This is a genomic window from Caldanaerobacter subterraneus subsp. tengcongensis MB4, assembly GCF_000007085.1.
Classification (GTDB): Bacteria; Bacillota; Thermoanaerobacteria; order Thermoanaerobacterales; family Thermoanaerobacteraceae; genus Thermoanaerobacter; species Thermoanaerobacter subterraneus.
Genome location: NC_003869.1, coordinates 738757 through 764273 on the forward strand (window position 1 = coordinate 738757; position 25517 = coordinate 764273).

The 25517-nt window shown below is 35.4% G+C and carries 25 protein-coding genes; 20 read left to right on the forward strand and 5 right to left on the reverse strand.

Annotated elements, in window-relative coordinates; genetic code table 11:
- Positions 1-663 carry an LCP family protein gene (locus TTE_RS03530; protein ID WP_011025137.1) on the reverse strand — a complete coding sequence of 221 codons (663 nt, stop codon included), beginning with the start codon at positions 661-663 and terminating at the stop codon, positions 1-3.
- A gap of 118 nt (positions 664-781) precedes the next feature.
- Between TTE_RS03530 and TTE_RS03535 the strand changes: the two genes are divergently transcribed.
- Positions 782-1825 (forward strand): IS30 family transposase, encoded by a 1044-nt coding sequence (locus TTE_RS03535; protein ID WP_011025138.1) that lies wholly within the window; start codon positions 782-784, stop codon positions 1823-1825.
- 163 nt (positions 1826-1988) lie between these two features.
- On the opposite strand, the gene TTE_RS03540 is transcribed toward TTE_RS03535, so the two are convergent.
- Complete coding sequence (locus tag TTE_RS03540) at positions 1989-2264, reverse strand: hypothetical protein (RefSeq protein WP_011025139.1); 276 nt, start codon at positions 2262-2264, stop codon at positions 1989-1991.
- Between the two features lie 177 nt (positions 2265-2441).
- Here TTE_RS03540 and TTE_RS03545 point away from each other — a divergent pair, with 177 nt between their 5' ends.
- The 7 genes from TTE_RS03545 (at position 2442) to TTE_RS03575 (ending at position 11755) form a co-directional block, all read left to right on the forward strand.
- Positions 2442-3323, forward strand: a complete 882-nt coding sequence (locus TTE_RS03545) for a YveK family protein (RefSeq protein ID WP_011025140.1) — start codon at positions 2442-2444, stop codon at positions 3321-3323.
- A 44-nt stretch (positions 3324-3367) separates the two neighbouring features.
- Entirely contained in the window at positions 3368-3958 is a 591-nt protein-coding gene (locus tag TTE_RS03550) for an IS607 family transposase (RefSeq protein ID WP_011025141.1), read from the forward strand.
- Positions 3939-5375 (forward strand): IS200/IS605 family accessory protein TnpB-related protein, encoded by a 1437-nt coding sequence (locus tag TTE_RS03555; RefSeq protein WP_011025142.1) that lies wholly within the window; start codon positions 3939-3941, stop codon positions 5373-5375. Before TTE_RS03550 ends, TTE_RS03555 begins: the two co-directional genes overlap by 20 nt.
- Before the next feature lie 274 nt (positions 5376-5649).
- A complete protein-coding gene (locus TTE_RS03560; RefSeq protein ID WP_011025143.1) occupies positions 5650-6702 on the forward strand; it encodes a YkvI family membrane protein in 1053 nt (350 codons plus the stop codon).
- An 83-nt stretch (positions 6703-6785) separates the two neighbouring features.
- Positions 6786-8189, forward strand: coding sequence for an ISLre2-like element ISTte3 family transposase (locus tag TTE_RS03565; protein WP_011024560.1), 1404 nt, complete (start codon positions 6786-6788; stop codon positions 8187-8189).
- A 161-nt stretch (positions 8190-8350) separates the two neighbouring features.
- A complete protein-coding gene (locus TTE_RS03570; RefSeq protein WP_009611115.1) occupies positions 8351-9013 on the forward strand; it encodes a DUF2225 domain-containing protein in 663 nt (220 codons plus the stop codon).
- A gap of 69 nt (positions 9014-9082) precedes the next feature.
- Positions 9083-11755 carry a calcium-translocating P-type ATPase, SERCA-type gene (locus tag TTE_RS03575; protein WP_011025145.1) on the forward strand — a complete coding sequence of 891 codons (2673 nt, stop codon included), beginning with the start codon at positions 9083-9085 and terminating at the stop codon, positions 11753-11755.
- A 46-nt stretch (positions 11756-11801) separates the two neighbouring features.
- Here TTE_RS03575 and ndk read toward each other — a convergent pair whose 3' ends face one another.
- Together ndk and TTE_RS03585 are read right to left on the reverse strand one after the other, a co-directional pair.
- A complete protein-coding gene (gene ndk, locus TTE_RS03580) occupies positions 11802-12212 on the reverse strand; it encodes a nucleoside-diphosphate kinase (RefSeq protein WP_041587114.1) in 411 nt (136 codons plus the stop codon).
- A 5-nt stretch (positions 12213-12217) separates the two neighbouring features.
- On the reverse strand, positions 12218-13612 hold the full coding sequence (locus tag TTE_RS03585) for an MFS transporter (RefSeq protein ID WP_011025147.1): 1395 nt from the start codon (positions 13610-13612) through the stop codon (positions 12218-12220).
- A gap of 119 nt (positions 13613-13731) precedes the next feature.
- On the opposite strand from TTE_RS03585, the gene TTE_RS03590 reads away from it, so the two are divergent.
- The 4 genes from TTE_RS03590 (at position 13732) to TTE_RS03605 (ending at position 15897) form a co-directional block, all read left to right on the forward strand.
- The gene (locus TTE_RS03590; RefSeq protein WP_011025148.1) at positions 13732-14541 is read left to right on the forward strand and encodes a lipid II flippase Amj family protein; all 810 of its coding nucleotides are present in this window, start codon (positions 13732-13734) and stop codon (positions 14539-14541) included.
- Between the two features lie 53 nt (positions 14542-14594).
- A complete protein-coding gene (locus tag TTE_RS03595; protein ID WP_011025149.1) occupies positions 14595-14885 on the forward strand; it encodes a nucleotidyltransferase family protein in 291 nt (96 codons plus the stop codon).
- On the forward strand, positions 14882-15220 hold the full coding sequence (locus tag TTE_RS03600) for a HepT-like ribonuclease domain-containing protein (RefSeq protein WP_011025150.1): 339 nt from the start codon (positions 14882-14884) through the stop codon (positions 15218-15220). Before TTE_RS03595 ends, TTE_RS03600 begins: the two co-directional genes overlap by 4 nt.
- A 191-nt stretch (positions 15221-15411) precedes the next feature.
- Complete coding sequence (locus TTE_RS03605) at positions 15412-15897, forward strand: ribonuclease H-like YkuK family protein (RefSeq protein ID WP_011025151.1); 486 nt, start codon at positions 15412-15414, stop codon at positions 15895-15897.
- Positions 15898-15926: 29 nt separating this feature from the next.
- Here TTE_RS03605 and TTE_RS03610 read toward each other — a convergent pair whose 3' ends face one another.
- Positions 15927-16793: a phosphatase PAP2 family protein gene (locus tag TTE_RS03610; protein ID WP_011025152.1), complete on the reverse strand. Its 867-nt coding sequence runs from the start codon at positions 16791-16793 to the stop codon at positions 15927-15929.
- 146 nt (positions 16794-16939) lie between these two features.
- Here TTE_RS03610 and TTE_RS03615 point away from each other — a divergent pair, with 146 nt between their 5' ends.
- From TTE_RS03615 to TTE_RS03650, 8 genes are all read left to right on the forward strand, one after another.
- Positions 16940-17632, forward strand: a complete 693-nt coding sequence (locus tag TTE_RS03615) for a Yip1 family protein (protein WP_011025153.1) — start codon at positions 16940-16942, stop codon at positions 17630-17632.
- Positions 17633-17784: 152 nt separating this feature from the next.
- Positions 17785-18276 (forward strand): hypothetical protein, encoded by a 492-nt coding sequence (locus TTE_RS03620; protein ID WP_011025154.1) that lies wholly within the window; start codon positions 17785-17787, stop codon positions 18274-18276.
- Positions 18277-18322: 46 nt separating this feature from the next.
- Positions 18323-18832: a CDP-diacylglycerol--glycerol-3-phosphate 3-phosphatidyltransferase gene (gene pgsA / locus TTE_RS03625; protein ID WP_041587115.1), complete on the forward strand. Its 510-nt coding sequence runs from the start codon at positions 18323-18325 to the stop codon at positions 18830-18832.
- A gap of 68 nt (positions 18833-18900) precedes the next feature.
- Entirely contained in the window at positions 18901-20910 is a 2010-nt protein-coding gene (locus TTE_RS03630; RefSeq protein ID WP_011025156.1) for a methyl-accepting chemotaxis protein, read from the forward strand.
- A gap of 300 nt (positions 20911-21210) precedes the next feature.
- Positions 21211-22242: a LacI family DNA-binding transcriptional regulator gene (locus TTE_RS03635; RefSeq protein WP_011025157.1), complete on the forward strand. Its 1032-nt coding sequence runs from the start codon at positions 21211-21213 to the stop codon at positions 22240-22242.
- Positions 22243-22294: 52 nt separating this feature from the next.
- Entirely contained in the window at positions 22295-23305 is a 1011-nt protein-coding gene (locus tag TTE_RS03640; protein WP_011025158.1) for an ROK family protein, read from the forward strand.
- Between the two features lie 8 nt (positions 23306-23313).
- Positions 23314-23964, forward strand: a complete 651-nt coding sequence (locus TTE_RS03645) for a D-sedoheptulose-7-phosphate isomerase (protein ID WP_011025159.1) — start codon at positions 23314-23316, stop codon at positions 23962-23964.
- 46 nt (positions 23965-24010) lie between these two features.
- Complete coding sequence (locus TTE_RS03650; RefSeq protein ID WP_011025160.1) at positions 24011-25516, forward strand: sugar ABC transporter ATP-binding protein; 1506 nt, start codon at positions 24011-24013, stop codon at positions 25514-25516.
- The last annotated feature ends 1 nt before the right edge of the window (position 25517 follow it).

Sequence of the window (25517 nt, forward strand, 5' to 3'; positions counted from 1 at the left end):
TTAGTTTGTAAAATTTTTAAGTACTTCATCTAGTTTTCGCATATCAGGTTTCCAATAGCTAATGCCATTTAAATTGTAAAATTCTCCTGGAACCATGAATTTTTCAATGGAATCTGGCGATATATCCTTTACGACATAAATTAAAGCTAGTATCTGTTCGTAATTAAGATTGGTATAAAGCTTGCCCTTAAAAGCATTATAAAGGTCTAAGTAGTCAGATAAACTTCTAGTTTTATTTTTTAATTGATTAGCAAAAGCGATTATGAACTTTTGTTGTCTTTTAACGCGGTTTATATCCCCCATGGGGTCATATCGCCATCGCACATATTGATAAGCTTTTTGGCCATCTAAAATTTGATATCCTTTATCTAGATTTGCTCCGTGAGTATGCATATTTATTTCTACATCTAAAGGTATCCCACCAATTGCGTCTACAATTTCAGGTATTGTTTGCATATCCATGGAAATGTAATAAGGCACATTAATTCCTAAAAATTCGCTTATAGTTTTCAAACTGAGGGCGTATCCTTTTTCTCCCATTCCACCATATACATATGCAGCATTAATTTTGTCTTTTCCAAAACCAGGAATATCCACGTAAGTATCTCTCGGTATGGAAAGTACTTTTATTATTTTATCATCCAAGTCAACACAAAATATCATTATAGTATCTGTTGGTTAGTTGTATAATTAAATGCAACAGATAAAAGAATAGAAACCATAGTGAAAATCGTGTATGATATAGGTGTCAACTAAACATCATACAAGGAGGATTTTCACTATGGTTCATAATAATGATACCACAAAAAAGCGTTCTTTTAAACACTTAAGTAGCTACGAACGAGGAGAGATCTATGCATTACTCAAAGAAGGAAGAAGTATTCGGTATATTGCTAAAAAACTTAATCGATCTCCAAGCACTATAAGCCGTGAAATTAAACGTGGAACTACTACACAACTTAGAAGTGATTTATCTTCTTATACAAGCTATTTTCCTGAAACCGGTCAAGCTATCTACGAAAAAAATCGCTCAAATTGCGGAGCTAAATTTAAAGTAGCTAAAGCAGAAGATTTCTTGAAATATGCTGAAAATAAAATATTAAATGAAAAATGGTCACCAGATGCAGTTGTAGGTTATTGTAAAAAGGACCCAAGCTGGAATAATAAAACTATTGTTTGTACTAAAACACTGTACAACTATATAGATAGAGGATTATTAAAAGTTAAAAACATTGATTTACCTTTAAAACTACGCTTAAAACCAAGGAAGAAACAAAACCGTAAAAATAAACGTATTATGGGTAAAAGTATTGATTTTAGGCCTAAAGAAGTTGAAAGCCGTGAAGTTTTTGGGCATTGGGAAATAGATACGTTAATTGGCAAGAAATCTAATGACAAGGTCCTTTTAACATTAATAGAGCGTAAGACTCGCCATGAAATAATATTCTTATTAGATGCAAAAGACAATAAATCTGTTAAAGATGCATTATCAAAATTAAAAGATATGTTTGGTGACAATTTAAGCAAGGTCTTTAAAACCATAACATCTGATAATGGTACAGAGTTTAGTGATTTAGAAAGTGCTCTTTTAGAATATGGCGTAGAAGTATATTATACACATCCATATTCATCTTGGGAAAGAGCTACAAATGAACGACATAACGGTCTTATACGACGTTTCATCCCTAAAGGTAAAAGTATTAAAGATTTATCTATAGATACGATAAAGAGAGTAGAAAACTGGCTTAATAACCTTCCACGAAAATTGTTAAATTACAAAACGCCTAAGGAATACTTTTATGAAGAGCTGGCAAAAATCTGTTAAGCCCATCCCTTATAAAGTTTAGAGCTCGTTCGTGATTTGTCAAGGGGCAGGCTTCGACTGACTTTAACCCTTGACAAATCACGACCTTCGCTCAATTTGTTAACTAAGATGGGCTTAAGGTTATATATGATTTGTTCCAAATCCTATATCTACATGATTTTCATTAGGTGTTGCATTTAATATTGCAATTTATAATTATAGTATCTGTTCTAAAGCTTCCTAAAGTATGTACCCTTTCATCAGTTTTATCTAAGCCTAAGAAAGCAATATAGGTTTTGTCTGGAGAAGAAGGCTTTATCGATGTATTTTCAGTTTCAGAAGAATTGTCTTTAATAAAAAGATTTTCGGGGTGCCGAGTGATGTTTGTGTATTTTTGGTATCCAATAACTGCTACTAGAATAAAAAGAAGCAGAAAGAGTAGTAGAAATTTCTTTTTCATATATTATACTTTTCCCCCTTTTGCTGTGGAAAAGTTCTCTCTATCACATTTTAATATGTTCTGACAAAAAAAGCAAATAAGTTAAAAAGGGGGGCAATTTATTTTTATGGATAAAAGCCGATATACTATATGGAAACTAAAACAGTAAAAAGACATAGCAAGCGAAGGAGGATAAAAATGGAAGAAGAAATCACGCTGAGGGAATTGATTGAAGTACTGTTAAAAAGAAAGTGGCTTATTTTTATTATTACTGTTTCCATAACTTTAGTGGCAGCTGTTTTTAGCTTTTTTATTGTTAAGCCTACATATGAAGCTAGTACAACTATAGCGGTTACTGATGTGACGCCTGCCACAGGTTTTTTTGGTTCAAACACTACAGTCATTTTTTCTGACAAAGATTCAGGAATTCCGATTTTTCAGAGTGATACGATAGAAAAGGATATTTCTTTATTGCTTTCTTCTCTTTTAAGATATCCTGATATGTCAGTAGATGCTTTTAAAGAAGAAGTTACAAATCCGGTTGTGCTTACAAATACTATAAAGCAGTTGAAATTAGATCCCAAGAGATATACTTTGGATAATTTTAAAAAACAAATTTCTGTTTCTGTGCTAAACAATACCAATCTTATACAAGTTACAGTAAAAGAAAATGATCCTCAACTTGCGGCAGAAATTGCTAATAGTATAGCGCAAAATTTCCGGAACTATGTAATTGAGAGAAATACTAAACAGACTGATAAATTAATGCAGACTTTGCTTAAGCTTATAGACCTTCAAAATGAGAAGATTAGAAAAGCACAAGAAGACCTTGTTAATTTTTTAAATAATGCTTCAAACAAATTAGAGATTGAGCAAAAACAAAAAGAACTATCTCTTTTAAAGAATACAAGGGATATAATGCTTGAAAAGTACAATATGCTTGAACTAGTCAAAGAGTCAGACCTTGGTAAGCAAAGCATTCTTATTACCAGCAAAGCTTTAGTTCCTGAAAAACCTGTGGCTCCTAAAAAAATGCTGAACGTATTGATTGCCTTTATATTGGGAGGTCAAAACAGTTGAAATTAGTAGTAAAAAATGATATAATTTTAATTAGGTGATGATGAATGTTATTAACTATAAAGAAGGTTAAAGAGCTGTATGATATAAGCAGAATTACATTAATAAACTGGGAAAAGGAAGGATTAATAACCCCAGTTAGAACACCAAAAGGAAGAAGAAGATACAAAAAAGAAGATATAGAGAAGTTATTAGGTATGCTGGAAGAAAAACCAAAACCTAAAGTAGTTTTGTATGCAAGAGTGTCCACAAAGAAACAAGAAGAATATCTTAAGAATCAAATTAGAAGGCTTGAAGAATACGCTAATTCCCAAGGATGGCAGTATGAAGTCATACATGAGATAGCAAGTGGGGTAAATGAAAACAGGAGAGGTTTATTAAAGCTTTTGAACAAGATAAAAAGAGGAGAAGTTGAAAAAGTTGTAATAGAATATCCTGATAGACTAGCGAGATTTGGCTTTGAATATCTCAAATTTTTCATGGAAAGCTTTGGGGTGGAGCTTATAGTTTTAAACGGGAAAGAAAACGAAGAAGATGCAAATAAAGAACTAGCAGAGGACTTAATAGCAATAGTAACATCTTTCGCAGCAAGAATTTACGGACAAAGGAGCAAAAAGCATGATAGTAATACAGGCTAAACTTATTTTTCTAAATCAAGAAGACAAACAAATAGTATTAGACTTAATGAGAAGATGGTCATCATGTATGAAATTTGCATACAAAAGGCTTCTAGAAGGTTATGATAGAAAAACATTAAAAAGAGACCTTCAGGGGATGTTTGACTTAAACTCAAGATATGTAGATGATGCAATAATGAAAGCAAGAAGCACACTAGAATCTGCTAGAGAATTAGGTAAGAGTCCAAAGAAAGTCATTTTTGGAGGAAGAGACTTGTTTGGAAAACTTCAAAAGCGACATATAAATGGGAAGGCATATGAAAAATTAAAAATTAGGTGGCAGGAGAAGAGAAAAGGAAATCTCTATTCAAGAGGAGATAAAAGCAAAAAAGGAAATCTCAACACAAGAATAGAAGTAAGAAAAAATGGCACTTTCTTAAGGATAAATGTAGGGGAAAGAAAATATGTGTATGCCAGAATAGAAGCAGGCTACAAAAAGAATAAGAGAAGAGAAGAACTTCTGCAGGAGATTGCAGAATCAAACATACCCTACTCTGTAGAATTAAAACTCAAAAATGGCAATATATACGCCTATTTTGCTATTGAAGAAGAATATCCAGAAATAAAAATAACAAAAGAAAAAGGAGTTATAGGAATAGACATAAACGCACATCCGGGCAACATATCATGGACAGAAGTAGATGAAAAAGGGAATCTAATAAGCTATGGGAATATGCCAATGCCAGAGCTTGCAAGTGGCAGTAAAGACAAAAGAGAATACTTCAGATGGCAATATGCTCATGAAATAATAGAAATAGCAAAAAAGAAAAATAAAGCAATAGTAATTGAAGAATTAGAAATAAAAGACAAAGGAAAAAGAGGAGACTTTTCAGGGAGAAAATCAAGGAGAATAAGGCATAGTTTTAGCTATAAATCACTTCTTTCAAAAATAAAAACACTAGCAAAAAGAGAAGGGATAGAAGTAATAGAAGTCAATCCTTCTTACACCTCAATAATAGGGATGTTGAAATATGCACCGCAGTATATGATAACAAAAGACATATCAGCAGCCTATGTAATAGCAAGAAGAGGGTTGGGACTGCAGGAAGAGATACCAGATAATTATATGAAGTTTCTCAACGCATTGACTGTAGAAGAATTAGAAGAATTAAAAGAACATGTAAAGAAAACAGTTAGAAATAAGCATTTAAAGAAAAAGCATTTAAGGGAAATAAATAAAGCGATAAAATTTTTGCAAAGCCTTGAGAGTGAGCCAGAAAGGGTGCTAAAACCTCTGTATGGAACAAGTTTTAGTACCTATGATTTCTGGCGAGTTCTCAAGGTAGCGGTGGTAACGCCACTCTCTCCTGAGAAGGTACCAAGAGACTTCTCTACCCTGAAGGAATTATTAATTCAGGGTAAGTGGGGAGACCCGTAATGGCGTGAGTTCCTGCTTCTTGGGGCAGGGGCTATGGCTTTCCCAAATACCGCCTGCTGGGGCTGGGAAAGCCTGAAAGGCGGACTACAAATAACCCAGCTATCTAAACTGTACAGTTTTGTACAGTTTGGGTAACCAGGAATGATTGGAGTATTTGTTGCATTTTTTATGGAGTATTGGGAGAAGACAGAACCTACTGAGAAGCATTTTGCGAAAAGTGAAGAATAATTTCTTTTGCCCGCCTATATATTAATAAAGGAAAGGCGGGATTTTTTTGAGAAAAAATAGCATATCTTCTTATAAAATTGCTGCCACTTACATAGGGACAGTTGTGGGAGCAGGGTTTGCATCAGGACAGGAGATACTGCAGTTTTTTGTGTATCACGGCAAAAAGGGAATATTGGGACTTTTGATTGTTACTCTCCTTTTTGTATTTTATGGCAATGCTATTTTGTTTTTGGGGAATTGCTTTAGAGCTTCTTCTTACAAAAGAGTAGTTTTTGAAATTGCAGGGCCTATCATTGGAAAAGTTATTGACATTGTCATAGCTTTTTTCCTTTTTGGGGCCTTGTCTGCAATGATAGCGGGGGCTGGAGCGATATTTAAGGAGCAATACTGCCTTCCTTATTTTCTTGGGAGTTTGATAATGGCAGTACTGGCTGTTCTTACAGTTATAAGGGGAATGGAAGGTGTGATTTCTGCGGTTTCTTCTGTTGTGCCCTTGCTTTTGACAGCAGTCATTGTTTTAAGTATTTTAGCAATATTTTATCTTCCAGGAGAAATTTATGAAAATTTCTTTACTCCAGAAATTAAGCCACCTGTAAAAAATTTTATTTTGTCTGCAATTTTATACGCTTCCTATAATCTCCTTACGGCAGCAGCCGTGCTTATCCCTCTTGGTAGTGAAGTAGAAAATATCGAAGGCATTAGAAAAGGGGCTTTATTAGGCGGGATAGGACTTGGCATGATGAGCTTTTTGATGTTTTTTGCTCTCATAAAAGTCCCTGTTTCTTTTTTCTTCGAAGTACCTATGCTTTACATAGCCAGCAGAATTTCACCTTTTTTTAAGTTTGTGTACACTTTAATTTTGATTGGAGAAATATATACAACAGCTGTTGGGAATCTTTATGGCTTTGTTGTAAGATTTGTAACATCGGATTCAAAAAGATTTCATACTTTTACAATAATTGCAGGGGGAATTGCACTGATTTCAAGTAGAGTTGGCTTTGCCAATCTTGTTCACTATCTTTATCCTATCGCTGGGTACGGGGGAATTATACTGCTTTTGAGCATAACGTGTAAGATACATAGTGTAAAATTATCGTAGGATTTTTAAAGTGAAAAAACAAGAGACAACCCCTGTGATAAAATAGATTGTGGAAAACAAAAAACACGAAAGGGGTGTCTCTTGTGAAAAAACATATTTTTGAGGATATTATACTACAAAATGCTCTAAATTTCACTAGGGAAATGATGAATGTTTTTGAGGATTTATTAAAGAATGGAATGAATATTACAGAGCTTGTAGCAAGGATAAAAGAACTTACGGACAAACTAGGTAGAGAGGCAATAGAAGCAATTATTGAGGAGTTAGATAGGATAATAAAAGAAGACAAGAGAAGGAAAGAAAAATGGGTAGTAGAGAGGAAAGATAAAAAGAGATTAACGACAGTCCTTGGGGATATTGAATATGAGAGGACATATTACAAATCAAGGGAGGATGGTAGATATACATATTTAGTGGATGATGCATTAGAGATAGGACGGCACGAGAGGATAGAAAAGGGAGTAAAAATAAAGTTAGTAGAAAATGCGATAGAAGAATCATACGAGAAAAGTAGCGAGAAAGCATGTCCAGAGAAAATAAGTAAACAGACGGTATTAAACGCAATAAGGGAAATAGGAGAAGTAGAGGTGAAGAGAGAAATAAAAGAGAAGAAGGAAGTAAGGGTTTTATACATAGAAGCAGATGAAGACCATGTACCTTTACAAGATGGCAGCAGTGAAACACCGCGATTGATATACATACATGAAGGTAGGGAAGAGAAAAACGGAAGGAACGTACTGAAGAATGTGTATTACAAGGCATACGTAGGAGAGAAAGCAGAAGACATATGGATAGATGTAGCGAATTACATAGAAGAAAATTACAAGGAAGAGAAGATAGAGAAGATATACATAGCAGGAGATGGAGCACCATGGATAAAAGAGGGATTAGAATGGATAGTAAAATCAAGGTTTGTGTTAGACAGATATCATTTAAACAAATACGTATTAAAAGCAACATCAAAAGAGCCAAAGTATAGGGATAAGATATGGAGAGCAATAAATGAAGGGGATAAAGAAGGAGTGAAGAAAATATTTGGTGAGTTAATAAAGATAGCAAAAGAAGAGAAAGAAAAAGAAAAGATAAAGGAAGCGAAGAGATACATACTAAACAATTGGGAAGGGATAAAGATATACAGTGAAGACGAAGATGTAATAGGGTGCAGTGCAGAAGGGCATATAAGCCATGTATTTTCTGCAAGACTTAGCAGGAATCCATTAGGGTGGAGCAGAGAAGGATTAAAGTTAATGGCGAAATTAAGGGTATTTAGCAAGAATGGAGGAGACTTAAGAGAAGTAGAGTGGGGCAAGAAAAAGAATATAAATGCAGGAAGTTACAAATTAACAGAGAAGCAAATAAAAGAGGCAGTAAGGAGAGTTAAAACGTCTACAAATGAAAAAATAAACAATATTACGGTTTTGAATATAGGGAAAGTAACGCCAATATATAGGGTTTTAAGAGCATTAAAATATGCACAAGTTATATAAAGAACATGATAAAACGAAGCCCTGAATTAATTAAGTTTCAGGGGTTGTCTTAAAAAAATCCTACAGTATCTTGACACTATCTGTAAGATAAATAACTGTCGAAAAATGTAGACAATTGTGCTAAAATATTTGTTGAGAGAAAAAAGAGCGGAGGGGTGAAATTGGCTAATAAATATTTATACGACAAAAAAACGGTGTGCCCAGTCTGCAAGCAGGAATTTACATATACCAGGGTGAGAACTTCTCAGCTAAAAGTGGAAGAAAGAGGGAGGGATTTTTACACAAAGTATAAAGATGACATCAATCCTTTTTTCTATGAAGTAATTGTATGTCCAAATTGCGGCTATGCTGCTTTGGAGTCGGAGTTTGAAAAAATAACTAATGACAAGAGAGAAAAAATTTTATCTTTAGTTAGTGAAAAATGGGTGAAAAGAGAATTTTCGGGAGAAAGAACTCCACAGAAAGCTTTAGAGGCTTACCTATTGTCCTTGTATTGTTCTCAAATAAAAGAGGACAAGCCCATAGTATTTGCAAAGACGTGTCTTAGAATTGCGTGGATATATAGAATTTTAGGGGATAAGGCTAATGAGGAAAAGTATTTGAAACACGCACTGGATTCCTATGTAAAAGCCTACAGCGGTTCAGATGTATATGAGGAAGAAATACTTCTAATATACATGATTGGCGAGCTTAACAGGATGTTAGGGAACAAGGAAGAAGCCTTGAAATGGTATAATAAGGTTATACATCACCCTGAAAGGTCAAGGCATACCATGATAGTGGAGCTTGCGCGGGATGGATGGCACAGCTTGAAGGAAGAATGAGGGCATGTTTTTTAACTTGCCCTCATATTTTATTTAAGGAATGAGAAGTTTTGAAGAAGGGGGATTGGGATGGCAAAAGGTACTTCGCAACAGACAATCTATTATTTAGACAAGATAAATTTTAAAGGGCTGACTTCTCAAGAAGCGCAGAAAAGGCTTTTAAAGTACGGTCCAAATGTTTTAGAGGAAGGTGGCAGAATAAGTCCTATTCAAATTTTTTTAAACCAGTTTCAGGACTTTATGGTGATGGTGCTTTTGGCTGCCACTTTGATTTCGACCCTTATGGGAGAGCTGGCAGATGCCTTGACTATAACTGTAATTGTCATCTTGAATGCGATTTTGGGTTTTGTTCAGGAGTATAAGACAGAAAAGTCGCTAGAAGCCCTAAAAAAACTTGCTGCTCCTTCAGCAAAAGTTTTAAGAGATGGGGAGGAGAAAGAGGTAGAAGCTTCACAGATTGTCATAGACGATGTAATACTTCTGGGAGCAGGAGATAAGGTTCCGGCCGATGCTCTTTTAATAGAAGCTCATAATTTAGAAGTTGATGAATCAATTCTGACAGGGGAATCAGTGCCTGTCCATAAAGAAGCACCTTTGAATCTGAATAGGACAGTAGTTGAAAGCCGCAACATGGTATATATGGGTACAGTGGTGACAAAAGGCAAGGGGAAAGCAGTTGTCACTGCAACTGGCATGCAGACAGAGATGGGTAAAATCGCTGGGATGATGAAGGAGATTGAAGGGGAAGAAACTCCTTTACAAAAAAGGCTTAACAAGCTAGGAAAAGTGTTGGTAGTTTTAGCGCTTTTTATATGCGGCGTTGTCACGGTGATGGGGATAATAAGAGGGGAACCTATTTACTACATGTTTTTGTCAGGAGTGAGCCTTGCGGTAGCGGCAATACCGGAAGGGCTTCCTGCTGTTGTTACAATTTCTCTAGCGATTGGCGTGCAGAGGATGCTTAAGAGAAATGCTTTGATAAGAAAACTGCCAGCGGTGGAAACTCTGGGTTGCACAAATGTGATTTGCACAGATAAAACCGGCACTTTGACAGAGAATAAAATGACTGTTACAAAGGTGTTTTGCGATGAAGAAGTTTTTGATGTGAGAGGGAAAGAAAATGAGGAGTTAATTAAAAAGAAAAATATATCTAGAAGTGCTTTAAGAAAGATGTTAGAAATAGGAGCTTTGTGCAACAATGTAAAGATCAAAAAAGAAAGCATAAAGATAGGAAGAGAAGTGTTAGAAGAGGATAAGTACATAGGAGACCCTACTGAGGCTGCTATTTTTTCTTTTTCGTTAAAATCAGGCATTTCACAGGATTTTTTGAATAAGATAAAGAGAATTGAGGAAATTCCTTTTGATTCGGAGAGAAAGAGAATGACTGTAATTGTGGAAATAGATGGGGAGAAATACGCTTATACAAAAGGGGCTCCAGATGTCATATTGGAACTTTGTAGTTTCAAATATGTAAACGGAAAGGAAGTTCCTTTGACGCCTTTTGACAAAAAGAGGGTGCTGGATGTTAATGAATCTTTTGGGAAAGAGGCTTTGAGAGTTTTAGCTTTTGCCTATAAGAAACTTCCTCCTAAATCTCCGATTATTGCTGAATTTGTAGAAAGGAATCTGGTTTTTGTAGGGCTAGAAGGTATGATAGACCCTCCAAGAAAAGAGGTATACGATGCGGTTTTAAAGTGCAAGATGGCAGGGATAAAACCTGTCATGATAACGGGAGACCATAAAGTTACAGCGACTGCTATAGCGAAAGAACTTAACATACTGGGAGAAGGGGAAAGAGTTATTACAGGCAAAGATTTAGATGAGATGACTGACAAGGAGTTAGAGAAAACCTGCACAAATGTAAGTGTTTATGCTAGGGTGACTCCTAAGCATAAGTACAGAATTGTAAGGGCTCTTAAAAATAGAGGGTTTACTGTTGCTATGACAGGAGATGGGGTCAATGACGCTCCGGCTCTGAAAGAGGCGGATATTGGAATTGCTATGGGCAAAGGAGGGACAGAGGTTGCAAAGGAAGCTTCTTCTATGATTTTATTGGATGATAATTTTGCCACTATTGTTGCAGCTGTTGAAGAAGGAAGAATAATTTATGACAATATAAAGAAATTTATACGCTTTTTGCTTTCATGCAATTTCGGAGAAGTTTTGACAATGTTTTTTGCAGCCCTTATGTCTTTGAAACTGCCTCTTGTACCCATACAGATATTGATGGTAAATCTTGTTACAGATGGGCTCCCTGCTCTGGCTTTAGGTCTTGACCCGCCTGAAAAGGACATAATGAGGATGAAGCCAAGAGATGCAAATGAGAGCGTTTTTTCAAGGGGATTGGGATTGAGGATATTCATAGTTGGGGTTTTAATAGGAATAAGCACTGTAGGGGCATATGTGTTTGCACTGGGATACGCTGGCCTTGAAAAAGCCAGGACTATTGCTTTTGCTACACTGGTTACTGTTGAGATGATACACGCTTTTGAATGTAGGTCTGAAAGACATTTGATTTTTGAACTAGGTTTTTTCACCAATCCCTATCTGGTGCTGGCAGTGTTAAGCTCTTTCTTGATTTTTTTATCCACGGTTTACATAAAGCCTCTGGGTGTGATTTTCAAAACAGTGCCTCTTGATGCTTATGATTGGCTGGTCGTGGTATTTTTCTCATCTATAGAATTTGTCTTCAACAATCTTTACACAGCCTACATAATCCCTCATTTGAGAAAAGAAGAGTAAATTAAAAGCTGTGGCAGGAAGAAAAAATTTGCCACAGCTTTTAATTTTAAAGGATGAGTTCAGGAAACCATAATGCTATTTCTCTTTTTGCAGATTCCACACTGTCTGAACCGTGCACCACATTGTAAGTGGTGCTGGAAGCAAAGTCTCCTCGTATAGTGCCAGGGAGAGCATCTTCCACTTTTGTCGCTCCGTTTATCATTCTCACCAGTTTTACAGCGTTCTCTCCTTCAAGGACCATTGCAAAAACGGGACCTGAAGACATGTACTCTATCAAAGGCTTAAAAAAAGGCTTTCCTTTGTGCTCCTCATAGTGTTTTTCCAGAAGTTCAATTGAAGGTGTGACTACTTTTGCGGCTTTAAGCCTTAACCCCTTGTTTTCATATCTTTTCAGTATTTCCCCTATAAGACCCCTCTTTACTCCATCCGGCTTTACAATAGCCAAAGTCACTTCCATAAAAATCAATCCTTTCTTTGTATTTTGATATTGTCTCTGACAAGAGAAGTAAAGGCGCAGATTACAGAAAAAATTCCTGCAACTATGTATGCTTCTTTAATTGCCCTCATAAATGAAATGTTATAGGGCAAGTTAAAAGCTTGATAGGCTTTTAACCTGTTGGTGAAAATTGCACCGGCTACAGCGATTCCAATTACCATTCCTACATTTCTCATCGTGGCAAGGGAGGCAGAAGCTATACCTAGTCTATTTTTAGGAGTGCTTCCCATTACCGCGCTGTTGTTAGGAGTTTGGAAAATGGCATTTCCTATTCCAAATATAGCAAGACGCCACATGATATCAAACATGGACGATTTTTCTGTGAGAGTAGCCATTAAAAAGAGAGCCAGAGCCGAAATTAATGCGCCGATAGTTGAGAGGATTTGGGCTCCATACATATCGGCTAGAATTCCGCTTAAAGGAGCTACAATAAACATCATTGCAGGGAAGGAGGTCATAATTATGCCTGCTTTTTCAGTAGAGTAGCCCAGATGTTTCAGAAGAAAAGGGGTTAAAAAGGTCATCGTGTACTGGGCCATAAAGTTTAAAAGGGTACTTGTGATTCCAAAGGTGAAAGACCTTATTTTAAAAAGTGAGAAATCAAACATAGGGAATTCAACCTTGTTTTCTGTACGGATGAAGAGTATGAGAAATACTAAAAAAGCTGCGAAAGAAAAAATGCTTGGCACTGAATACCAGCCCCATGTTCCACCTTCTGATATAAAAAGCAAAAGGCTTGCTAAAAACATAAAAAAGTAGGTGGAACCATATGGGTCAAATTTTTCTGGCACTCCTTTGTTTTCAGGTACAACTGTATGGGCCCAAATGTAGCCAATTACACCAATAGGTACGTTTATGTAAAATATAGAAGGCCAACCCAAATATTTTAAGAGAAAACCTCCCAGAGTAGGTCCAATTGCAAGGCCTATTGAAATTGCCATGGCGTTAATGCCTAATGCCTTACCCCTTTCATTTGGTGGAAATACAGAGGTGATTATTGCAGAAGACATTGACATGAGCATAGCTGCGCCTACTGCTTGAATAGCTCTCATTATTATCAGCATATATATGTTTGCAGAAAGACTCAGTATTAAAGAAGAGATAGAAAATGTCAAAAGGCCATATTCATATAATTTTTTGTAACCTAGTATGTCTCCAAGCCTTCCAAATGTCATCATTAAACTGCTTACAACAAGGAGATATATCATGGAAACCCAGCTTACTGTAGTTATGTTTGTGTGAAAAATTTTTGTGAATTCGGGCATTGCAAGATTTACAACACTTCCATCAATTGGGCCCATTATGCTTCCTATGACTACTGCAGATAGTATAATCCATTTGTTGTATTGTTTTTGTGCCATTTGTACCCCTCCATCGAAATAAATTATATCACAAAGTTTGGCAAAAGATAAATGTTGAAAAAAAAGGCATTGTAAACTATAATTATAGGGGAATTTAAAGAGGGAATGGATGGGGATAGATGATAGATATAAAAAGGCTTTTGATAGTTGCTTTTTTTACGATGATAATTCATTTTATTGACACCCTTTCTTATTCTATCAGGCCCTCAGGTGTCAGGACAAAAAAGCTTGCAGTTGCTTTATCGCTTTTTAATATAATGGCTGTGATATCTAGGCTTTCTAACATGATTCAGGCACCTTTTCTTGGAAGCATTGTGGACATGGCGATAAAGATGGAAAAGGTTGACCTTTTGCAAAATGACATGAGAGTGGTGCTTTTTTCTGCAACATTGGGTGCTCTGATGGCAGCTCCTTTAATGCCGACTTTTGTTTCCATATTTACCGTTGCAATAAACGGAATGGAAGGAGCAGGTACGGTTCCAAGGTTAATATTGCGGGGTTTCAGGTGGAGCAACCTCAAAAAAATTAAGAAAAAAATTGTGATTCCAAGGCTTTCTATGTTAAAAGGTGTTTTTAAAGCAGACATACCAAAAACTTTTTTAATATACAACGTGATAATCACATCTATATACACAACAGGAGTAATTTCTTCCCTTTACGCTGGAGCTATAATTCCAGAGTACAGGATTACGGCAAGTCAGCTCTCTGGCATTATAAACGGTTTTGCAACAATTTTGTTTACTGTAGTTGTAGACCCGGTAGCAGCTTTGATTACTGACTTAGCTATGAATGGGAAAAAGACATTGAAAGATGTGGACAGCATGGTTGTCCTGCTCGTTTTTGGCAAAATTTTAGGCACATTGATTGCACAGCTCATTTTCCTGCCTGCAGCGGAGTTGGTGCTTTTTGTGACGAAATTGATTGTTTAACGAGATTTAATATATTACTTCCTTAAGCATTAAGAAAAGAATGGGTGATAAAAGTGAAGACTTTAACTGAAATAATTAAAGTTCTAAAAGAACACAAGGAAGAGCTAAAAGAAAGGCACAAAATTAAACAAATAAGAGTTTTTGGTTCGTATGTGAGAGGAGAGCAAAAAGAGACAAGCGACATAGACATAATAGTGGATTTTGAAGAGATTCCTACTTTTATTGAATTCATAAAAATTCAGGAGGAATTGGAAAAATTCTTAGGTGTAAGGGTGGATCTTCTTACTGAGGAAAGCATAAGTCCATTTATAAAACAGTATATAAAAGAGGTTGTGATTGTATGAAAACACCAAGACCATATCTTGAACATATTTTACAGGAATGTGAATTTCTTATAGAAAGGGTCAAAGGAATAAGCTTTGAAGACTTTGTTAAAGACCCTGTTCTTACAAGAGCTTTTGTAAGAAGCCTTGAGATAATAGGCGAAGCAGTTAAAAATTTGCCAAAGGAATTTAGAGAAAAACATTCTAAAGTGCCATGGAAGGAAATAGCGGGTATGAGGGATAAACTCATCCACGAATATTTTGGCGTGAACTATAGGATCATCTGGGAAACTATTCTAAAGGAAATTCCTGAGCTAGAAAAGCAGGTTAAAGAAATTCTGCAGAAAGAGAAGTGATTTCATAAGAAATCTTAAAAATTGCAAAGTTGGTAAAGATTATAAAAGCTATTTCTGAGATTTAATAAAAAACTTTAAAATGCGAAAAAATTTTACGTTTCCTTAATAGCATTTTAACAAAAATAGTGTATAATTAAAATTAAATATTGCAAATTTTGATAGCAAATCTGCAATTAAAGGAGATGGGGCAGTTGTATTTCATTAGTCCAACCAAAGGAAAAATGCATATAGATCAAATGTTTGAAGACATCATGGATTTTGTCGAAGGAGACCGGCAAGCGGATTACCGGTTGATGGTAGGAACTGACTCACAGCCGGGCAATTCCATCTGCTTTGTGACGGCTGTCATCATATACAGAGTGGGTAAAGGTGCGCGGTACTATTACAGGAAATTTTATAATAAAAAATCCTTGACTTTAAAACAGAGGATTTTCATGGAAGCAACCTACAGCATTGAAGTGGCTAATTACCTCTTTGAGAAGCTTGTCGAAGCTGACAAGAACATAAATATACAGATTCACTTGGACGTAGGTGAAAATGGGAAGACTAGGGACATAATAAAAGAGGTTGTAAATATGGTGTTGGGATGCGGATTTGAGGCACAGGTAAAACCAGCTTCCTGTGGCGCCTCTAAGGTTGCAGACAAACACACAAAGAGTATGGCTAAAATTGGTTAAGCCTCCACTTTTGGTGGAGGCTTTTAATTTTATGCGATTTTTTTGTCGTTTAGCTTAAGGAGGAAAAATGTATAAGGCGCTCCTAGAGAAAGCCAAACTCCACAAAGGCTATACCTTAAAAAGTTAAACGCATTTTCATAAGGCATAATAAATTTTAACCCCTCTTTTAAAGCAAAAAATACGGCAACTCCTATTAAAAATTTTGTTACCTGTTTAGAAAAAGTTCCATGAGTAGTAAAATCAAATTTTTCTTTGTCTACAAAGTAACCTGTCAAAACTCCAGCTATAAGTCCCATGTGCTCATATATATCCTTATGCGGGAAAATACATACAAATATAACAGGGACTACAATTGAAAGCAGTATTTTCAAATAAAGTGGAAATTTCAAAGGGTTCTCTCTTAGAATGCTATAAATTAATTCACCCAATACTACTATCAAGAAGGCTATCAAAATACCTCCAGCTATGTCTATAGGCCAGTGCACTCCTAAATACATTCTCGAAAAAGATACTAGGATTACCACAAGACTTCCCAAATACCATAGCCATTTTTTGTTATAGTGAACCATTAAAGTCCCCCAGAAAGTAGCAGAACCCTGTGCGTGGCCGCTCGGGAAAGAATAACCTCCGGCAGATTGAGTGAATATTGATCGTATCCCGGGATATCCTATGGGGCGGGAAATTTTTGTCACTTCTTTTATGACAGTGTTTATGTAGATAGAGGCTATTAAAATAAGTCCAAGTTTTAATCCCAACCTTTTGTCAATGCACCAGTAGAAAATGGGAATAAAGATAAAGTAAAAGCCGGAGCTTCCAAGCATTGTAAGTATTATAAAAAAATAGTCTAAAAAGGGATTTGATATAGTCTGTATGGCTTTTAATATTTCTGCTTGCATCTTATCACCTCAATATATATAATTCACCAGAAAAACCTAATTTCCTTCAGTTTAAAAAAATTTTAACACAAATTTAATAAAACTTGTGGTAAAATGTAGATAATGGAGTTTAAATTTAACAAATTTAGGATAGGGGGTTACGTACAGTGAATTTCTTTGAAAGAATTTATGGCGTATTTTTTCAACCAAGGGAGACAATGGCGGATATAGTGAGAAAGAAGCCTGTGTGGGAGGGGATAATAGTCTTAATAATTGTAAGCCTCTTGTCCTCAGTGCTGGCTTTTAAGGTGGGTATATCTGGTCAGCCGATTCAACCAGGGCCTGGATTCTCTCATGCTCCAAGGCTTAATAATTTGTTTTTTGGCTTTATAGTGTTTGGTAGCATTTTTCTAAACCCGATACTGTATTTTATCTACGCAGCAATATATCATTTTTTGGCTGAGGTCTTAGGTGGAGAAATGTACTGGAGGGAGGAGAAGGAAGAAGGAGAAGCAGTGGTTTTAGGTACTGCTAAGGGACTTTATTCGGCAGTATGTTTTGCAGTGCTTCCGAGCATCTTTTCTGCACTGATTTCCCCGTTTTTGATGAAGTTTATGGGGGGAATTGGAGGAGTACTTCTTGGAATAACTGTATCTTTGGGAATTTTCATATGGATTGCCTTTTTGAACATTTTAGCAATGAAGGAGAACTATAAGTTGAGCACTGGAAATGCTGCCTTGGTCTTTTTTATGCCTGTGATAGTCGGGATAGTGATTGCAATACTTATGGCCATATTCTTGGGAAGCGTATTTGCAGGAGTTTTTTCTGAAATGATGAGAAGTATGCCGCCAATACAGTAATTCTAGGAGAAAATTTATTTAGTTTTTGACAGATAAGAGGGTTCTAGCCCTCTTTTTTGTTTTTATTATTTGTCGAAAATTATTTTCTATCCTTTAGCAGGATTTTTGAAGTTTATAAAGAATATATAAAAATATAGATAGGTGGTGTGGATATGAGAGAAAATGGAAAAGTGCTGATAAAAGATTTAGAAAAGAAAGATAAAAAAGCTTTTTCACTTTGGTTGCAGGATGTCAATGTTGTTAAATTTTTAATTGATTTGTTTAAAATATCGAGAAAGAAAGACAATGTCTTGAATATACCTTTTGGAAAAAACCGCAAGATGTTTGTTTTGGAGACAGAAGGAGGTGAAAAATTAGGCTTCTGCGTTCTTTACGATATCGACTGGCAGCAGAAAAGAAGTAGCATGTATATTTACATTGAAAAGAAGGAAAATATAGAAATGGATACTGCTCAAGAAATAGTAGACCTGCTTCTTAAAAGGACGGCTTTGAAGTACAATTTAAAAGATATTGAAGTTCACACAAAGAATATCATCTTTGCAAAATGCTTTAACAAGGTTGAGGATTTTAAGAAAGAGGAAGATGGATATAGCTTTAAGGTGGCTCTTGATAATAATACGTTAAGTCTCAATGCGGCCCGATAAGGGTCTTTTACTTTTGTAAAAGTTTTAATTTGCAAGGGGTGTCTTGATGAATATACCAAATATTTTAACTTTAGTAAGATTTTTGTTAATACCCGGTTTTGTATATGCTTTTTTTTACATGACAGAAGGAAATGTGTATGCAGCAATTATTTTTATACTCTCCGGCATTACAGATGTTTTGGATGGATACATTGCCAGGCATTTTAATCAGGTGACTAAGCTTGGGACTTTGTTAGATCCCCTTGCGGACAAGCTTATGGTGCTCACTGTTTTGACGAGTCTATGGCTTAAAGGTTTTATTCCTTTTTTCATAATAGGAGTTCTAGCAGTAAAGGAACTTGCCATGATAGTAGGAGCAGCTTTTCTCTACCGCAAGCAAAAAATTGCCATACCGGCTAATGCTTATGGAAAGGCAGCAACCTTTTTGTTTTACGTTGCCATAATTTTTTCTCTTTTTAGATGGCCCTACAACCTTTTTTTAATGATTTTAGCTCTTGGTTTAGCTCTTATTGCCTTTTTTGTCTATGCCTTTGAATTTTTTAAAAAAACTATCTAAAATTAAACTTTTTCGCAAAAAAGGACGATATAAAAGACGTAGATTAAAATTGCAGGAGGTAATAAAAGTTGACGAAGAAAGCAATTGGATTTTACAGGGTACAGACAAAGCTCAGTTTAGTTATTGTCTTAATTGTGATTATTTCTCTGGTTTTGAGCGGGTATATATCCTACAGGTTTTCTTCTCAGGAGATTACTAATTTAACTTTGAATAATTTATTAAATAGTGTGTCTGCTGTAAATCAGGAAATAACTCTTTATCTTGATAATACTGCTAGCAAGCTAAGTTACTTTGCGAAAAGTGATTACAACCTGTTGTCAGCTGGAACGTCTCAAGAGGATAACAGTGACAAAGTAAATAGTATATTGATCAATTTAAAGAACATGACTCCTAATGCTTCTTTGGTGTATTACGGAACGGCGGATAAAAAAATTTACACTTTTCCTCATGTGGACTTAAACCCTGATTTTGACCCCACTTCCAGACCATGGTATAAAGGCGCTGTTGAGGCAAAGGGGAATCCCTTTTGGACTGATGCATATAAAGATGAAGTTACAGGGAATTATGCCATTTCTGTGTCCCAAGCTGTTATAAACCCCCTTACAAATGAAGCAGTAGGAGTTGTGGGGATGGATTTAAATTTGTACGGGATAGAGAATCTTTTGAAGAATGTAAAAATTGGTCAAAAAGGCATGATTTTTTTAGTGGACAAAAATGGGATAGTGTTTGTGGATTCTAGTAAAAAGTTGATGGGAGCGGATTTAAGTAAACAAGCCATAGGGCAGCAAATTATGAAGAGTAAAGAAGGGAATTTAGAGTCTAAATTCGAGGGTGCAGATAGCGTAATAATTTTTGACACAAACCCTATAACCGGATGGAAAATAGTAGGAGTTGTGAATAAATCTGATTATCTTTCTGCTGTTTCAAAGATTAACAGAAGTTTTGTAGGTATAATTATAGTGTTTTCCGTTGTTGCGCTTTTGGCAGCATATCTTTTCGCAAAAAGTTTTACGCGGCCTATTTATGAAGTCATGGGAGCGATGTCAAAGCTTAGAGAAGGGGATTTAACTTCGTCTGTGAATGTGAAGAGAAACGATGAATTTGGAATCCTGGAGCAGGAGTACAACGAGACAGTAAGTAAGTTAAAGGCGATTGCCAAAAGGGTTAAAGAGTCGAGCAGCTATTTGATAGAGGCTTCAAAGAATTTTAAAGAGATAAGTGATAATACTGTCAGTGCTGTTGAAGACGTAGCGAAAGCTGTGGAAGACATAGCAAAAGGAGCAAATGACCAAGCTCAAGAAATATCAGCTAGTGTGCAAAAGGTTTCTGAATTTGGACAGGATATAGATAAGGTTTTAAAAACTACACAAGAGGTTAGGCTGTATTCAGAAAAAGCTGATGACGTTAAGTCAAAGGGATTGGAAAAACTGGAGGCTTTGAGAGAAAGTTCAGAAGAGATGAATAAAGCAGCAATTTATGTGTTTGAAACAGTCAGAAAAATCAAAGAAAGTTCTAGAGAAATTACTGCCATCACTTCTGTAATAGAAGAAATTGCTGATAAGACAAATCTTCTTTCATTGAATGCAGCAATAGAAGCAGCCAGAGCAGGTGAAGCAGGCAGAGGATTTGCTGTTGTAGCAGAAGAGGTAAAAAAATTAGCCCAGCAGTCGGCTGAATCTACGAGCCGAATAAAAGAAATAATTGAGGAAATGCATAGTGCAATAAATCTCGCTGTAGAAGCTATGCAAAACGCAGATCAAAGCATTGTAAGACAAAACGAAGCGGTAAAAGGGACTCAAACTGCTTTTGCAGAATTTGAAGATTTCATAAACAATGTGACTAAAAGGATAGATGAAATAAATTCTCTCATGAACCTAATGCAGGAAAAGAAAGACGAAATAGTCGCTTCAATGGAGAACATTTCCGCGATTTCAGAAGAAACAGCTGCTGCGACAGAGGAAGTGAGCGCCTCCACTGAAGAACAGCTCTCAGCAGTAGAAGACTTAAAGAGCGCTGCGAAAAACTTAGAAGAGGTGGCATTAGAACTAGAAGAAGCTGTGAAGGTGTTTAAGATTTAAACCGCTTGAAAAAATTTCAAGCGGTTTTCATTAAATTTTCATAAAAAATTTATTATAAAAAGAAGGATTTTTTTATTTTATGGAGAATATTATTTATTAAGACAAATGACAACGATGGTAAAAATATATGTTCAAAAAGTCCTTACAAGAAAGTAAATACATAAAAAAGCCTATGTAAAATTGTGAAATTTCACTAAATGCATAGAATAAAAAGTAATTAATTCAATTATTTTCTATAAATATCGAGACTAAATTTGTCTAACGTTTTACCTAATATTACAGCTGAAATAGGGTGACGGTATGAAAAAACAAAAATCTTCTCCTACTATTAAAGATGTTGCAGAATATGCAGGTGTTTCCATAAAAACTGTATCACGAGTGATAAATGATTCTTCTGAAGTGACGGAAACAACCAAAAAGAAAGTTTTAGATGCTATCGAGAAATTAGGTTATAGGCCTAATGCTCTGGCAAAAAGCTTGCGTATAAAAAGGACTTATACTATTGGAGTCATAATTTCAGATATTGCAAATAGCTTTTTTGGCAATGTAATGAAAGGCATAGAAAATGTGGCTATTAAAAATCATTATAATATAATCTTTGCTAATTCTGATGAAAATATTGAAAAAGAAAAGATGTATTATCAATTTTTTATTGAAAAACAAGTGGAAGGTATAATTATTATTCCTGCTCCGGGTTCGCAAAGCTATTTGAAAAAACATGCTGGGTTAATTCCCATGGTGTTTGTAGATAGAAAGCCAAAGGACTGGGACGGTATTGTAGTAAAAGTAAACAACGAAGAAGGAGCTTATTTATTGACAAAACATTTAATTGAAGTTCATGGATATAGGAGTATAGTGTTTTTAGCTACAGAGTTAGACATTGACCCTGTAGGAGAGAGGTTTGAAGGCTATAAAAAAGCAATGGAAGAGGCAAATTTGAAAGTACGGGTAATTGAAGGAAATAGGACAATTGAAGACGGGTGTAAAGCTATTGAAAAAGTTCTCTTTTCTAATAAGCCTCAAGCTATTTTTGGATGTAACCACGTAATGACTTTAGGTGCTATTAAAGCTACTAAAAAATATTCTTTGGAGGTTCCAAGGGATATTGCGGTTGTAGGATTTGATGATTTCGAAAGTGGAGATGTTTTAAGGCCATACTTGACTGCTGTTGCACAGGATCCATATAAAATGGGAGAATATGCTGCCGAGCTTTTATTTAAACAGATTACTAAAAATGAGTTTATTAAAGAAAAAGAAATTATTATTCCTGTGGAATTAAAGTTTAGGGAGTCATGTGGTTGTTTGTATGTAAGTAATAAAGTGGTATCTTGAATTATCATTACGTATCAACAAAATATAATGAGACCTACAGGAGGAGTTGCAAATGAAAAATCATAATTTAGAAAAAAATGACCAAAAGTCAAAATATATAGTAGGAATTGATATAGGGGGTACAAAAACAGCAGTTATTTTGGGAGATACCGAAGTTAACATTATAGATAGAATTGAATATTCTACCAAAGAATTTGACAAACAACCAATGAAAATGATAAACAAAATGATTCAAACAATTAAAGATGTACTGCAAAACCATAACATAACACTTGAAGAAGTAAAAAGTATAGGAATTAGTTCAGGAGGACCTTTGGACCTAGAAAAAGGCATTATATTATCGCCGCCTAACCTTCCAGGATGGGACGAGATTCCGATTGTTGATATATTATCCAATGAATTTAATGTTCCTGTATATTTGGAAAACGATGCAAATGCTGGCGCTGTTGCTGAATGGAATTTTGGTTCAGGGGTGGGGTGTAAAAATTTAATTTTCTTAACATTTGGGACTGGCATGGGAGCGGGTCTTATTCTTGATGGTAAATTGTACAGAGGCACCAATGGGATGGCTGGAGAGGTAGGACATATAAGATTAGCAAAAGATGGTCCTGTCGGTTATGGCAAGAAAGGTTCCTTTGAAGGATTTTGCAGTGGAGGAGGAATTGCGCGTCTAGCTCAAATAGAAATTTCGAAAAGATTGGCTAATGGTGAATCAGTAGAATTTTGTCCTTCGTTTGATATGCTTTCAAAAATTACTGCCGAAGATGTGGCTGTTGCAGCACAAAAAGGGGATAAAGTTGCTTTAGAAATTATTAAGATAAGCGCTGAATATTTAGGTTTAGCTCTTTCAATTTTGATTGACATACTAAATCCAGAAAAGATTATTTTGGGAACTATTTTTACAAAAAATGAAAGTTTGTTTAGAAAAATAGTAGAAGAAGTCATAAAAAGAGAGGCATTAGAAATTTCTGCAGGTGTATGTAAAATAGAACCTTCTAAACTTGGGAATAAAATAGGAGATTATGCTGCTTTGTCTGTAGCATTAAGAATAGGGATGGAGTGAGGTAGATAATGAAAAAAAGCTTAAACTGGGGGATGCTTGATGAGTTAGTAAGTAGATTTCCGGAACTTAAATATCTGGAGAGCTCTATTAAAACAGCTGCAGAGGTTATTATAGAGTCATATGAAAAAGGTGGAAAGCTACTTGTATGTGGTAATGGTGGAAGTGCAGCTGATTCGGAACATATAGTAGGGGAGCTTTTAAAAGGCTTCATGAAGAAAAGGCTGCTAAATGTGGAGACTATAAACAAGCTAAAGAAGTTTGACTTTCCATGGGGAAATATCCTTGCTGAAAAGTTACAGGGTGGACTACCAGCTATTTCTCTTACCGCTCACACAGCTTTTTTGACTGCTTTTATGAATGATGTAGATCCGGATTTAGTTTTTGCCCAGCAAGTTTTGGCATTAGGGAAGAAGGAAGATGTTTTGATAGCACTAACTACTTCTGGCAATTCTAAAAACATTTTGTATGCCCTTTATACAGCGAAAGCTTTAGAAATGACAAGTATATGCTTTACTGGGGAAAGTGGAGGAAAAGCAAAAGAGATATGTGATGTATTATTGAATGTTCCTGCAAACGTTACTCATAAGGTTCAAGAGTATCATTTACCTATTTATCACGCCCTATGTGGAATTATAGAAGAATATTTCTTTGAAGAATAATTGTAAATTTGAAAAGTCTATTTCAATGTAAGCGAGGAGATAAAAAATGGGAGAAGTATTGATTAGGATGGAAAATATAAGCAAAGAATTTCCAGGCGTTAAAGCATTAAAAAATGTAAATTTTGAAATTAAAAAAGGAGAAGTACATGCTTTAGTAGGAGAAAATGGCGCCGGTAAATCAACTTTAATTAAAATTTTGTCAGGTGTTTATTCAAAAGATTCTGGTAAGATATATTTTGATGGACGAGAGGTTGAAATCAATTCCCCAAAAGAAGCGCAGCAACTAGGTATCAGTGTGATTCACCAAGAGTTAAATTTGTGTTTACATTTAACAGTAGCCCAGAATATATTCTTGGGAAGGGAGTTCGTAAAAAATGGTGTAATAGATGAAAAAAAGCAAAATGAAGAGGCAAAAAAAATATTGGAAAAATTAAATGTAAATATAGATCCAGCTGAGTATGTAAAAAATCTTTCCGTTTCGCGACAACAAATGGTAGAAATAGCCAAAGCAATTTCTATGGAAGCAAAAGTTATTATAATGGATGAACCGACATCTGCTATTTCAGAAAAAGAAACTGAAGAACTATTTAAAGTGATTGGAGAACTGAAAAAGCAAGGGAAATCTATAATATATATTTCTCATCGCCTTGAGGAGCTCAATAGGATTGTAGATAGAGTTACAGTTCTGCGAGATGGCGAACATATAATAACAGCTAATTTCCGGGATTTAACGATAGATGATATTATACGCTATATGGTAGGAAGAAAACTAGAAGAAAAATATCCTAGAGTATATGTAAATCGAGGTAAAAAAATACTAGAGGTTCATGGCCTATCACAGGGGACTCGATTAAAAGATATTTCTTTTGATTTATATGAAGGAGAAATTTTGGGGTTTGCTGGGTTGGTGGGAGCAGGAAGAACAGAGGTGGCTAGGGCAATTTTTGGAGCTGATAAATTTGATAAAGGTGAGATATTAATTAATGGCAAAAAAGTAGAGATTAATTCACCTATAGATGCAATAAAAAACGGATTAGCCTATGTTCCAGAAGATAGAAAGTTGACAGGACTTGCTTTGAATCTTTCTGTATTAGCTAATATTACCTTAGCTACCATGGATAATGTAGTAAATATGCTTAGCGTGATAAATTCTGTTAAAGAAAGAAAGATAGGAGAAAAAATAATACGCGATTTAAAAATAAAAACACCGTCTCTTTTTCAAAGAGTTCAAAATTTAAGTGGAGGGAACCAACAAAAGGTTATTGTTGGTAGATGGTTGTTAAGAGAACCGCAAATCTACATTTTTGATGAGCCAACGAGGGGGATTGATGTAGGTGCAAAGATTGAAATTTATAATATTTTGAATAATTTAAAGCAAGAAGGAAAAGGAATTATAGTTATATCTTCCGAATTACCAGAAATAATGGGAATTACAGATAGGGTAGTAGTAATGTGCGAGGGAAGAATAACTGCAATTCTTGAAACTAGTAAAACTACACAAGAGGAAATAATGTATTATGCGACACTATATAAAAAAGAAAGGAGTAATTAAG